The sequence below is a fragment of the Streptomyces sp. WM6378 genome, from assembly GCF_001279695.1.
In the GTDB taxonomy this organism is placed as follows: domain Bacteria; phylum Actinomycetota; class Actinomycetes; order Streptomycetales; family Streptomycetaceae; genus Streptomyces.
Map to the genome: position 1 here is coordinate 105,939 of NZ_LGDD01000121.1, position 11,830 is coordinate 117,768.

16 protein-coding genes are annotated in these 11,830 nt (G+C 69.1%); 7 read left to right on the forward strand and 9 right to left on the reverse strand.

Annotated features, from left to right (window positions below; all coding sequences use genetic code 11):
* The first annotated feature begins 278 nt into the window (after positions 1–278).
* From ADK54_RS13375 to ADK54_RS13385, 3 genes are all read left to right on the forward strand, one after another.
* Positions 279–485 carry a hypothetical protein gene (locus ADK54_RS13375; protein ID WP_053725826.1) on the forward strand — a complete coding sequence of 69 codons (207 nt, stop codon included), beginning with the start codon at positions 279–281 and terminating at the stop codon, positions 483–485.
* Between the two features lie 274 nt (positions 486–759).
* The gene (locus ADK54_RS13380) at positions 760–1,302 is read left to right on the forward strand and encodes a hypothetical protein (RefSeq protein WP_234392040.1); all 543 of its coding nucleotides are present in this window, start codon (positions 760–762) and stop codon (positions 1,300–1,302) included.
* Positions 1,302–1,709, forward strand: coding sequence for a hypothetical protein (locus tag ADK54_RS13385; RefSeq protein WP_053725827.1), 408 nt, complete (start codon positions 1,302–1,304; stop codon positions 1,707–1,709). Before ADK54_RS13380 ends, ADK54_RS13385 begins: the two co-directional genes overlap by 1 nt.
* Positions 1,710–1,729: 20 nt before the next feature.
* On the opposite strand, the gene ADK54_RS47440 is transcribed toward ADK54_RS13385, so the two are convergent.
* The 5 genes from ADK54_RS47440 to ADK54_RS13410 form a co-directional block, all read right to left on the reverse strand.
* On the reverse strand, positions 1,730–2,065 hold the full coding sequence (locus tag ADK54_RS47440) for a fatty acid desaturase (protein ID WP_053725828.1): 336 nt from the start codon (positions 2,063–2,065) through the stop codon (positions 1,730–1,732).
* Positions 2,066–2,080: 15 nt separating this feature from the next.
* Positions 2,081–2,509 (reverse strand): STAS domain-containing protein, encoded by a 429-nt coding sequence (locus ADK54_RS13395; protein ID WP_159047744.1) that lies wholly within the window; start codon positions 2,507–2,509, stop codon positions 2,081–2,083.
* Positions 2,510–2,731: 222 nt separating this feature from the next.
* The gene (locus ADK54_RS13400; protein ID WP_053725830.1) at positions 2,732–3,004 is read right to left on the reverse strand and encodes a hypothetical protein; all 273 of its coding nucleotides are present in this window, start codon (positions 3,002–3,004) and stop codon (positions 2,732–2,734) included.
* Positions 3,005–3,115: 111 nt separating this feature from the next.
* The gene (locus ADK54_RS13405) at positions 3,116–3,346 is read right to left on the reverse strand and encodes a hypothetical protein (RefSeq protein ID WP_053725831.1); all 231 of its coding nucleotides are present in this window, start codon (positions 3,344–3,346) and stop codon (positions 3,116–3,118) included.
* A gap of 5 nt (positions 3,347–3,351) precedes the next feature.
* Complete coding sequence (locus ADK54_RS13410; protein ID WP_053725832.1) at positions 3,352–3,924, reverse strand: DUF5994 family protein; 573 nt, start codon at positions 3,922–3,924, stop codon at positions 3,352–3,354.
* A gap of 318 nt (positions 3,925–4,242) precedes the next feature.
* On the opposite strand from ADK54_RS13410, the gene ADK54_RS13415 reads away from it, so the two are divergent.
* Both ADK54_RS13415 and ADK54_RS13420 read left to right on the forward strand, forming a co-directional pair.
* Positions 4,243–4,725, forward strand: a complete 483-nt coding sequence (locus ADK54_RS13415; RefSeq protein WP_053725854.1) for a DUF5994 family protein — start codon at positions 4,243–4,245, stop codon at positions 4,723–4,725.
* A gap of 165 nt (positions 4,726–4,890) precedes the next feature.
* The gene (locus ADK54_RS13420; RefSeq protein ID WP_053725833.1) at positions 4,891–5,076 is read left to right on the forward strand and encodes a hypothetical protein; all 186 of its coding nucleotides are present in this window, start codon (positions 4,891–4,893) and stop codon (positions 5,074–5,076) included.
* A gap of 26 nt (positions 5,077–5,102) precedes the next feature.
* Here the strand turns inward: ADK54_RS13420 and ADK54_RS13425 are convergent, their stop codons facing one another.
* The 4 genes from ADK54_RS13425 to ADK54_RS13440 are packed head-to-tail and all read right to left on the reverse strand — an operon-like array spanning position 5,103 to position 9,297.
* The gene (locus ADK54_RS13425) at positions 5,103–5,933 is read right to left on the reverse strand and encodes an ANTAR domain-containing response regulator (protein WP_063801965.1); all 831 of its coding nucleotides are present in this window, start codon (positions 5,931–5,933) and stop codon (positions 5,103–5,105) included.
* Between the two features lie 11 nt (positions 5,934–5,944).
* On the reverse strand, positions 5,945–6,808 hold the full coding sequence (locus tag ADK54_RS13430) for a GAF domain-containing protein (RefSeq protein WP_053725834.1): 864 nt from the start codon (positions 6,806–6,808) through the stop codon (positions 5,945–5,947).
* 24 nt (positions 6,809–6,832) lie between these two features.
* Positions 6,833–8,698: a CheR family methyltransferase gene (locus ADK54_RS13435; protein ID WP_053725835.1), complete on the reverse strand. Its 1,866-nt coding sequence runs from the start codon at positions 8,696–8,698 to the stop codon at positions 6,833–6,835.
* On the reverse strand, positions 8,698–9,297 hold the full coding sequence (locus tag ADK54_RS13440; RefSeq protein WP_053725836.1) for a chemotaxis protein CheB: 600 nt from the start codon (positions 9,295–9,297) through the stop codon (positions 8,698–8,700). Before ADK54_RS13440 ends, ADK54_RS13435 begins: the two co-directional genes overlap by 1 nt.
* A 678-nt stretch (positions 9,298–9,975) precedes the next feature.
* On the opposite strand from ADK54_RS13440, the gene ADK54_RS13445 reads away from it, so the two are divergent.
* A complete protein-coding gene (locus tag ADK54_RS13445; RefSeq protein WP_053725837.1) occupies positions 9,976–10,296 on the forward strand; it encodes an STAS domain-containing protein in 321 nt (106 codons plus the stop codon).
* A 565-nt stretch (positions 10,297–10,861) separates the two neighbouring features.
* Positions 10,862–11,527: a hypothetical protein gene (locus ADK54_RS13450; RefSeq protein WP_234392041.1), complete on the forward strand. Its 666-nt coding sequence runs from the start codon at positions 10,862–10,864 to the stop codon at positions 11,525–11,527.
* The last annotated feature ends 303 nt before the right edge of the window (positions 11,528–11,830 follow it).

Here is an 11,830-nt window from a genome sequence, read left to right on the forward strand (position 1 = left end):
CAACCGCCCAGTCCTGTACGGAGGTTGCGAATACCCAGCGTTGGCGGCTTGACGTCTGTTCAGAGAATGCGGGCGGCGCTAGCGTGCGCGGAGCGGCCCAGGACCCCGGCAGCGTCGAGCAGTTACCGCGCCCCCCATTCCGGAGCGCACCGCGCGCATCGGCGCCCGCACCCTCGCACCATGTTCCCGACGCGGCCTCGATGCGCCTCATCCGGGCGGTACCGGCAGGACTCCGCTGTCACCGGCCCGAGCGCCATTCCAGACAACAGGCGGTACCCATGTACGCGCTACTGTTCCCCGTTCTGGCCCCCTTCGTCCTGCTCGCCATGCTCATGGGCCTGTCCTGGTGGGAGGATCACCTGCTGCCGTCGGCGACGCCGCAGGAGGCGGCCGCCGAGCCCGTGCGTGCTCCCGCCGTCCTGGTTCCGGATCGCGAACCGGCCCGTATCGCTGTCGCGTTGACAGGGCAGGGCGCCCGGAGTTGACTGGCCCGTACGGCGTCGGGCTATGCCGTTCCGGATCCCCCGGACGACGCGCCCCCCGTTCTGTTTCGCCCGGACCCCGCGGAGAACAGGGCTTGCGGCCCTGTGACTGCCGGAGGCCCCGCCATGATCGTCCTCATTCTCCTTCTCCTGCTAGTCCTGCTGCTGCTCGGGGTCGGCTTCACCGTGCACGTCATGTCGATGTTCGCCATCGTGATGATCGCCGTGGTTGTCGTGATCGGGGCCGCGGTCCTCTTCATCGGGTTCGGCCAGCGCGGTGCCGTACTCGGGGCTGAAGCGCCGCTTCGGCCCCGAGTACGGCCGAACCCTGGCCCACCACAACGGCAATGCCAAGGCCGCCGAGCAAGAACTGAGCGAACGCGTACGGCTGTACGGATCCCTCAAGGAGCAGCGACTTCCGCCCGAGGCCCGCGAGCGGTACGTCGCCCAATGGGCCAATATCCAGGAGCAGTTCGTCGATTCGCCGCACCAGGCGGTCGCCGAGGCCGACGCGCTCCTGGCCCGACTGGCCGAGGACCGGGGATTCCCGGGCCGGGAGCAGTTCCACGAGCAACTGGCCGCGCTCTCCGTCCACCACGCTGACCAGGTCTATGGCTACCGCGACATGCACACAGCGGTCCGCGGCCAGAGCAGCACCGAAGAGATGCGCGAGGCCATGGTCGAGGCCCGCGGCCTCTTCGCCGCACTGACCACCGAACAGGCAGCCGACTCGGGCCGGCACCGCACGCGGTCCCCCGGCGACCATGCCCAAACACCCACCACACACGGCCGACACCAAGCAAAGGGAAGTGGCACGTGATGCTGTACGACTCCGAACGCGCGAGGCAACCCGCGGCCGAAGGCCCGGATCCCACCAAGCAGCACGCCCCGCGGACAACTGGACCACAACCGTCCCAGGCGCCGGGCGAACCGTTCACCGGCGCCGCGGGCTCGGAGCAGCGGTTGCTGGCGGCGGGCGAACGGGACAAGCTGGCCGTCCGCCTCCAGCGGGCCGTCAACAACTTCGTCGACAGCCCGCGGCACGCCGTGGAGGAGGCCGACGGCACCGTCGCCGAGATGGTCACCCTCCTGACGAACGCCCTCGCGGAACGGCAACGCACCCTCCGCGCGAACTGGCAGAGCCAGGACACCCAAGCAGAGACCGAGGAACTGCGCATCGCCCTGCGGCAGTACCGCGAGACCGCAGAGCGGCTGCTGGCCATCTGAGCAATCGCGACCTCTGTGGTTCATGGGCCTGGTACGGCGAATCGCAGAACGCGGGTCCAGGTGGAGGCGTGGTGCTCGATCTGGTGGCCGAGGTTGCCGCTGAGGATGTGGAAGAGGGGTCCGCCGTCGTTGTTGGCCGAGCCCTGGATCTGCCGCAGGTACCAGCCGCCGCACGTCTCACCGTCGAGGTGTTCTTCGGTGAAGGTCCGGACGCCTTCGGGGAAGTGCCCGCAGAAGCTGATGGGGTGCGACCAGAGGTTCCGGACAGTGTTGGCGATGGGGTTGCCGATACAGGGCGGAGGGGCCGGCCATGGCCACGAAGAGGATGCGAGCGAAGGGCAGTTGACCGCCTCCACGGGTTGGCTCAGTGTCTAGGCCGCTTCGCGGAGATCCGGGCTCGTCGCCTCGGTGGCCGAAGCCCTGGCCGACGTGTCGAGAGTGGGAAAGACCTGGAAGAGCCGGATCAGCCCGCTGGTGCCGAGGGCCCTGGCAACGGCGGGGCTCGGGGCGACAAGGCGCAGGCTGCCGCCGAAGGAGCGGGCCCGGCGGGCGGTGGCGACGATCAGCCCGAGGCCCAGGGTGTCGCAGGAGGTGACGCCCGACAGATCGAGGACCAACCGGATTCCAGGGCCGTGGGACACCCGCAGCAGGCGCCCGCGCAGTTCTGGAACAGTGGCGAGGCCAAGGCTTCCGCTGACCACGACGACCGCCTGGTCCGCAGGAACACCGGTGGGCGCGGGCTGTCCGTCCGGAACGGACACAGGCAGCGACGGCGAGGAGTGGCCGCTCCGTACAGGCACACGTGTGCCCACCGTCTCAGGGGGCGAGCGGAGCGCGTCCGCGGGGATGGGAGAAGTTCTGGCACCTCTGGACACCGTGCGCCTCCTCGGAGCGGATCCTCACGCTGCCGGGGACTGGGGCCGTGCCGACAGCCTAGTCCCGCCCCTGCGCCGCGAACAGCCCAAGCCACGTACCAGCGCTACGGCACTTGAACGTCGAAGACGCCCTGGCGACGCCTCGGCTCAGCCGCGCTCCTCTTCCTCGGCCTCCATGAGCCGGATTCCCTGGTGGGTCAGCATGACCATCGCGGGTATGTTGCCCGGGTCCCAGTCGACGGTGATCAGGCCCTCACCCGCCAGGTAGGTGCAGGCAGCGGCCAGGTCCTGCTCCGGGACCCGAAGGGTGCTGCAGATCATTGCGCCGGTCACGCCGAGAAGGCGATTGCCCTCGGTGGCTTCGTACAGGGCTCGTAGAACCTGCTCACGGTAGGTCTTCCGCTCGCGCAGTGTCGCCATGGCCGCGTCCTCTCGTGCGTGGAGTGGTTGGGTGGGCGCCGAGGCGGAAGGCCGGCGGGCGGGGCGCCTGAGGCGTCCCACTCGCTGCCCCCGGTCAGATGGCGGTCCGGGTCATCGGCCTGTGCCGCCGCGGCCGGCGCGGCCGGTGGTGTCGGTCGGTCGACCGGGAGCTGCCGGTGTGTGCCTGTGGTGCTTCCTGCTTCGTCGGCCGACACCCGGCAGCACGTCGCCGAAGTGGTAGGACGCGATCCGCGCATGGTGCTGGGCATTGAGCAGTTGGACGAGGCGCACTCCGATGCCGGTCATGACGATGATCGCCGCGATGAGGATGATGGTCTCCATGTTCCTCACCTCCACGCGTCCGTGGGCGGAGGGCCGAACCGGCATCCCATCGGGTACCCGAAGGGGGACATGCACGCCCCGCCTTCGGTCTCCCAGGCGTCTTCCCTGCCCCGCGCTTCGACGGCACTGCCGGTCACGGCTTCGGCGGTCAGCAATGCGGCGGCGGTGAGAACGCTTCCCGGGATCGCGGCGGCGGACATCAGCCGGGCCGCGGCGGCCGGCTCGGTCTCCGGCGGGATCACCAGAAGGTCCCAGCGGCCGACCCTGCGGGAGAGCAGGATCATTTTGTCGGGGTCCTGCTCGGTGAACCAGCCCACGTGCACGGTGTGCCCGGCGACGGGCACCCTGTGCGGGATCACGGGCCAGTGAGTGGGGTTCACCGTGACGCGGGTGATGCGCTCCCAGGTCCCGTCCAGGGCATCGAGGAGTGTCGGAAGTTCGGCGTCGAGGTTGCGGGAGCGGGGCCACCAGGCGCCGTCGAGCTGGCCGGCGAGCGTGGTCTTGGGTGTGAGGGACAGCCGTGCCGGAAGCGGTGGAGCAAGGACGCGGACTGCCGCGCTGTCGACGGTGGTGGTCATGGCGCGAACCTGCCCCCGGGCCCGTCTGCGACAGCCCGGTGCTTATGATCGCCGGAAACGACATCCGCGTGGGAGCGGGCGTACGAAATGCTCCCGGTTCCTTCACTCTACTCCGGTCCAAGGCTCCCGAAGCGGCCGTGCGACCAGGCATTTTCCGGGAGATGGAAGGCAGTCCGGACGGGCGGTGCCGAGCCTCACGGCAGACACCGGGAGTACCGTGAATCAAGGGCGGCATTTCACCGGCCACCATCGCGGTGCCGACGTCAGTACGGGCGAAGGACGATGTGTCGCCGCACCTCGCGGGTAGGCGAACCGATCATGGCTGAATCCGACACCTCCACTCCTGCGAAGCTGCTTCCGGACGCCATTCACCAGGCGGTGAAACCCGGAACGGCCCTCCTCCGGCTGGAGACGACGCAGTCCCGTGAAGGACTCCTGGACGGCGCGTGGTGGCCTCGGTCCCGTGACATAGCGGCGGAGCTGCCGGCGCTGGTCAGCGCGCTGACCGAGCACCTCGGCCCCATCACCCGCGTGGGCCTGGACGCCACCGCCTGGAACGAAATCCCGACGCGCCTGGTGATCGACGACCGGGTCGTACACCTCGACTCCTTCCCGGTCGGTGACGACACCGTCCTCATCACCCGCGGTCACAACGACCACTTCGCGCTGCTCGTGGTCCCTCCGCACACGAGCGTCGAGGCCGCGCGCAACGCCATGGCCCGTGCGGTCCGCGCCGACAACACCACCCAGGCCGCACAACTCCTCATTGCCACCGCCCCCTCGGAGCAGCCGGCTCCCTGACACCCGCCGAGCCGCTCAAGCGGGTGGCAGGGCCGAAGGTGTCCGCGCCGGACGGCGAGCCAAGAGTGAAACCCGGCCAGATCCGGGATATGCCAGAGCCATGTTCCCTCGGAGCGAGGAGAGTGGGGAACAGGACCCCACGGTCCTCCAACCCCAGGGACTCGCATGACCAACTCGCCCTCACAAGACCAGCGCAGGGCCATCGCAGACATCGTGACCGCGGTCCACGACGGCCGGCAATGGCGCGTCAGCATCCTGCTCGACCGCTTCGTCACCGAGGCCGACCTGCCCTCCCTCATGGCACTGCGCCAAGCCCTCGCCAACGACGTTGCGCGGCAGCACCCCTGCTGACCCGGGGGGCATTACCGGCTCGTGCGTCAGTCGTCGTGCGCCGCTCCCGTCGGCCGTTCCGGCAGGGCGAGGCCCTCCCCGACAGGCCCCGGCGCCGCGGGATCAGGGCTCGTCGCCTGCGGCCTCCAAGGGTCCGGCCAGTCCGGAATCGGGCGCCCCGCGACGACATCGCGGGCTACCTCCGCGATCCTCAGGTGACGGGACCGTGTGTAGCGGCGCAGCAGGTCGAAGACCGTGTCCATGGGGAGACCCATGCGCGTGGCGAGGATGCCCTTGGCCTGTTCGATGACGATCCGGCTGGTCAGAGCGTGTTCCAGCTGAGCGCTCAGGGTGCGGCTCCTGGCCAGCTCCCGTTCCCTCACCAGAGCGACCGTGGCAGCGTCGGCCAGCGACTGCCCCAGGGCGAGGGCATCCGCAGAAAGCGGGATCGATGTGGTGCGCAGCAGGACGAGTGCACCCACTAACTCGTGGTGCCATCGCAGGGGCAGCGCCGCGGCCCCCGCGAACCCCAGCGCCCGTGCTCGTACGGAGTACTGCGGCCAGCGCAGCCGGGCCCGTGTCTCTTCGAGAGCGGTGTCGGGCAGGGGCTCGCCCGCACGGTGACAGTCGTGGCCGGGTCCCTCCCGCCAGTCGGCCGCATCCAGTTCCAGCCGTTCCACGCCCGGATCCGAGGCTCCCGCCCGGACGCCTTTGTGCGCGTCGGTGGCGACGAGCACTGCCCCCGCGGCGCCGGCGCCCATCAATTCAACGCTGCGGTGCGCGAGCGTGGTCAGGAAGTCCGCGGTGTCGAAGGCATCGCCCCGGGACTGGGCGAGCATCACGAAAGTGTCGGCCAGTCGCTGGTCCGGCGTGGGCATCGAGCTTCCCCTCAGTAGTGGAGCTTCAGATCTCCGGACACGATGCGGCGCGCCACCGACTCCGGGGGCTCTCCCCAGCTGAAGGCCCGCGCCTTGATGAGCGACAGCGCATTGCCGAGCGAGCAGTGGATCTGCTCGGAGAGCACTCCGGCAGCTTGGTGCACCACCGCCCGGTGGTCCGTTTCGCCGTACAGGCCGGGGTCGGCGTCCGGGCCGAGGAGCATGCTCTCGGCCAGGGCATCGGCCACCTTGCCGAAGACGCCGGACTCGGCGAGGCCGGGCCGGGGATCGAAGACCGTGAGCGCCCCGACGCAACCGGCCTGCGACTTCAGCGGCAGTGCGACCACCGAGGCAAGTCCCAGCTCGGCGAGCCGCGCGCCGTAGCCGGGCCAGCGCTCCTCCATCGCGGGTCCCGAAGCACACACCGTCCGACGGCTCTGGGCAGCGTCCCGGGCCGGGCCCATGCTGAGTACGAACTCCAAGTCCTGTGCGTTTCGCGCGAGTTGGTCGGACGCGGCCAACGCGAGCTGGGCCATGTCGGCCCCGACCAGAGTGAGAGCGGCGCTGGAAGTGCCGCAGGTCTCCGCAACGGCTGTCATGAACAGATGCCGGGCGCCCCTACCCGCCGACCGGTCCGCCAATCCATAGGCGTACTTCTTCTGGAGCTGCGCCGCGATGAGATGACGCTCGGCGACCCTGCGGTGCATCGCCGCCATGGTCACATGGAACTCGCGTCCCGTCTCCCCCGCCAGCCGCTCGTGGCGCTCGGCGGACGCCCTCTGGCACGCCGCACGTTCGGCAGCGAGAGCGGCCCGCCGCAGCGCGATGCCGATCTGCCCGTCTGCCGGGTGTGAACTCCCGCCCTGTGCGGTCATGTTCTCAGCGTACGGCTTCCGGCGTCAGCCGCCGGCCTCATTCCCGATGTCTTCCATCAGGAGTACGACGCCTCCGTTGTGGCCGTCGAACGGGGAGCAGACCACGGCGCAGTTGATGGTTCTGCCGATGCGGTTGACGGCGGGAACGTTCACCGGCCCCGCGCGTTTGCCCGATGCGATGCACTGCTGGATGACGTCTCGCAGTTCAGTGGTGGGCAGGCCGAAGTCCAGCGCGAAGAAGTGCACGTCGTGCACCTCGTCCGCGCGCAGCCCCCAGAGGTCGACCGCCCCCCGGTTCCAGCTCTTCACCTTCATGTCCGCGGACAGCACCACCACGCCTGCCGCGATGCTGCCGACCACGCCCTCCAGGAACGCCCTCGCCTCGTCGAGATCCTCGGTACGCAGCCGCATCTCGTCGTTCATGGTCTCAAGCTCTTCATTGCCAGACTGGAGTTCTTCGTTGGTGGTCTCCAACTCCTCATTGGTCGACTGGAGTTCCTCGTTGGTGGTCTCCAACTCCTCGATGCTCGACTGGAGTTCCTCGTTGGTGGTCTCCAACTCCTCATTGGTCGACTGGAGTTCCTCGTACGCCGTCTCAAGTTCCTCGCGGACGCGCTTGACCTCGGCCTTCAGCTGGGTGGCCAGCGTGACATCGGTGAACGTGACGTTGATGGCGACCGGCAGGCCGGGGCCGTTGGGGATCGGCTGGATGAGGATGTCGAAGTACTGGACCTCGTCACCCATGCGCCGTTCGGCGCCGTGGACCCGCAACGTCCGGCGCTCGTGCGTGGCCTGGTCGATCAAGGAACGGAGCTCGGTGGGCCGGTAGGAGAGTTCCAGGTCCTGGAAGGGACGGCCCACGTCGTTGGCCGTGAGGCCGAAGTGGGACCGCGCCTGACTGTTGATCATCACGACGATTCCCTCCGCGTCCAGGGCCACGGCGGCACCGGGAGTCGCGTCGAGGATCAGGTCGCGCAGTTGCCGGACGCGGGTCGCCGTCTGCATCTCCATGCCCATGCCGGCTCTGATCTTCACCGGCGCCGCAGTGTACGGCGGAGTGCTCTCGCCGGGGCGCCGCCGGAAGATCCGCTGGCGGATGCTGATCGCCTCGAACCGGTCGCCGTCGTTCAGCAGCATCTCGGCCTTGCCGAGGAAGAGGAAGCCGCTCTCGCGCAGCGCGAAGTGGAAGCGGTCGATGATCTGGCTCTGCGCCTCCACGTTGAAGTACATCAGCGTGTTGCGGCACACGAGCAGGTCGAGCCGGGAGATCGGGGCGTCGCGGGTGATGTCGTGCCGACCGAAGATCACCCGTCGCCGCAGATCGGGACGGAAGAGGTACTGGGTACCGCTCGGCTCGAAGTACTTGTCGCGCAGCTCCGTGGAGAGCGATTCCAGGGACTTGGCCGGGTACAGCCCCGCGCGAGCCTGGCGCAGCGCCTCCTCGTCGACGTCCGTGGCGTAGATCTTGACGCGATTCAGGCTTTCGTCGAGACCGAGTGCCTCCGCGAACATGATCGCAAGCGAGTACGCCTCCTCTCCGCTGGAACACCCGGCGCTCCACACCCGGATCTCGTCCTCGGGGGCAACGTTGGTGATCACCTCCGGCACGACCTCGCGCTGGAGCAGAGCCCACGCCTCCGAGTCCCGGAAGACCGAAGTGACGTTGATCAGAATGGTGTTGAACAGGGTGCGGAACTCGTCGGCGTCCGTCTCCAGGAGGTCCTGGTAGTCCGCGTAGTCGTGGACACCGGCATCCCCCATCCGCTTGCGGATCCGACGGCCGAGCGTGGAGCGCTTGTAACCGGTGAAGTCGAAACCGCGGGCGTCGCGAATGAAGCGGAGCAGGTCCTCCAGGCCTTGATCTGTCTCGGTCGCGGCTGACTCGTTCATCACTGCCTCTTGGTCTCGACAAGTCCACGGATGATCGCGGCGATCTCCTCAAGGGGCAGCACGAAGTCAACGGCCCCCGTCCCCACCGCCGACTCGGGCATCCCCTTGAATTCCGCGGTCGCGGGATCCTGGGCGATCACCGTGCCGCCCCTCGACTTCACCGCGTCCACCCCCATCGCGCCGTCACTGCCGGTGCCGGTCAGCACACAGGCGATGGCTCGCGGACCATAGGCGCCGGCCACCGATTCGAAAAGGAGGTCGGCGGAGGGACGCAGGAAGTGCACGAGTTCACTCTGGGACAACGACAGGGTGCCTTCCGGCCCGACGAGGAGGTGGCGGTCGGGCGGAGCCACATAGACGACCCCCGGCTCCGCGTGCTCCCCGTCCTCGGCCAGCTTGACGGGCAGGGACATCCGGCGGGCCAGCACCTCGGCGATGACGGTCCTGTGCCGCGGATCTAGGTGCTGGACGATGAGCACGGGTACGGGAAAATCGGCTCCGAGAGCGCCCAGAAGTACACCGAGACCATGGATACCCCCGGCCGAGGACGCGACAGCAACGATGTCGTACCGCTCCTCCGAGTGCTGTTCTGCTGCCACACACCGAGCCTAGCGGACCCCGGGGCTCTCACCCTGATAGTGGATACCGGCTGTCAGCGGGGGTGATCGACGTGGCTGATCCCTGTTCGTGGACGACGGGCGCAAGGCATCCGAATCGCGGCGGGCCCGCACGTGGCAGACCGCCACCCCAACACCCGTGGCTACCCCGCGCGGGCCCTTGGGGGCAGCCGGGGTGCGGGAGTACCCCGGTCACGTCTGCCGCAAGGACCGGGGAGCTGGAGCTGCGTTGTCGGCGATGCGACCCTGCCGATGGCCCATTCCGGTATGGCCCGCGGGAGCCGTGTGCGCCGTTGATCACACCGCACCTTGCCGTGTCCGGTCCTTGGGCGGCCGACTGCCGTTCCGGTGCTGGTCACGCGGGCTGTTCTGCCAAGCGACGGGATGCCCGCCTGCACCCCGAGGCATCCGACCGTTCACTCTTGAGGGTGAATATTTGCATGCTTGCACGTTTCTTCTCATTTGCGTGTTTGTAGGGTGATGGACGCATCACCCCAGACCTGGTGGCTGCACCCGATGACCGTTAACTCCCGCTGCTGTGGGGGACGTTGTGGGCGGGGAGCTACTGTGGGAAGCATCATTCAGCCAGGTCTACCGGAACCCGTTCCTCTCGTCGCGGGGCGCTCTTCGCAGGTGTTGGGTGGCGCGCGTAGCTGTCTGATGCAGGGATCCACCGTGGTCGAGATGTACGGAGAGATCGATCTGGCGACGGCTTCGGCAGTCCAGGCGCCCCTCGACGCCGCGACCGCCCGGCCGGGCGCCCGGCTGATCGTGGATTTGCGGGCGGTGGTCTTCTTCGACTGCGCCGCCCTGACACTGCTGCACAGGGCTCACCGCCGGGTGAGCGAGTGCGGTGGTGGGCTGGGTCTGGTCTGCGTCCGGCCATGGCACCGGAAGGTCCTGGCCGCAGGCGGCGTCACCGCCCTGGTGCCGATGTTCGCCACGGTGCAGGAGGCGCTCGTCGCGGCCCGGCCCGACTGAGCCCCGTCCTCCAGCGGCCCGCGGAAGCTGCGCGGTACCACTTCCGAGGCCTATCGGCCCGGTCGGAGTGCGCGGGAACCGCGGAGTCGGCGCCGACCGGGCAGGTGCCTCAATTCCCTTGCCCCGACGGCGTATCGGACGTGGCGTCGCCGAAACCGTCACTGCTCAGGGTTTCACGGGGACAGTCCTGGCGAGGACAGCCGGGACTATGCTGTTGAGTGGACGTCCCAGACCCCGGCGGACCTGTTGCTGCTCCGGACTGAGGCTCGGGAAGCGGACCCTTCGTCCGGTCGCCGACGCAACTCCTGAAGTGAACCGTGCGGGTCCCGCTCCCGATACACGGGCCGGCCGCCCGTCTGCTTCCGTCGTCAGTACGCCCCTGTCGACAGCACGCCAAGAGCGGCCGCGAGTCCGGCTCCGCCGCTTGGCGTTGCCCGGCGGGTCTACCGAACCGAGGCGTCATGCCCCTGCCCCAGCTGAACATCCACCGCCACGACAGAGGACAACGGGTGCTGGTCACCTCGGCAGGCGAGATCGACCTGGACACCGTCACGGACGGTGTGCTGTGAGCGGTCGGCCCCGGCCGGAGCAAGCCCGCAGGCCCAGGAACGACGACCCGTACCTCATGGCCGCGGTGCGGCTGCTCCGGGTGAGCCGCTGGCGGGCCCAGGACTTGAGGGAGGACCTGGCGGATCTCTACACGGAGTCCTGCGAGGCGACGACCGGCGAGACGTACCGCAGCCTCCGGCGGACGGGCTTCCTGCGCCGCCTCGCCGCCGACATCCGGCGACCGGGATTCGCCCTCGTGATCGCGGAGACCGACCGCCTGGTGGGGTGCGCCTTCGGATTCCCCGTTCCGAGCGACGGCCGGTGGTGGTCCGGGTTCGACGGGCCGCTCCCGTACGACGTCGAGCAACTCACCGCCTCCGGCGATGTCTTCGCGATCTCCAAGATCCTGGTCCGGCCGCACCGCGCGGGTCAGGAGTTGGCCTGCCGACTGCAGGAACGGCTCCTGACCGGCCGCCGGGCATCGCTCGGCGCGGCCTTGGTGGACCCGGCCGACCTGCCGGCCCTCGCCGGCCTCCGGGCCGGAGGCTGGCAGGACATCGGAATGGTGTGGCACCCGACCGGTCCACCGCTGCTCCGGGCCCTGATTCTCCCCTTCGCGGAACGAACCTTGGTACGGCCGACGGAACCTCCACACCCCAGCTGGCCCCGGAGAACCGCGTGACGCCCAACAGCCGGCCGTCCCGGATCCAGGCGCTCGTCGCCCAGCAGGCGGCCCTGCGCGATGCTCGGGTCAGGGTCGTGGACGTGTGCACCCGCCCCCGCCGGCCGTCCATGGGCGCATCTCGATGGCGAACCGAACCTCGGTGCCCCAGCCGGTCCTTTGGGCCCTGCCGTGGGAGTACGCTGGAGTTACCGAGAGCACTTCGCACCCCGGCCACAGCGTCGGCCTCGTTCTCGGCGAGCAATAACCCCCGGGCCGCTGTTCACGAACGGCGACCCGGAGACGGGTTCGCGCCACGTCCGC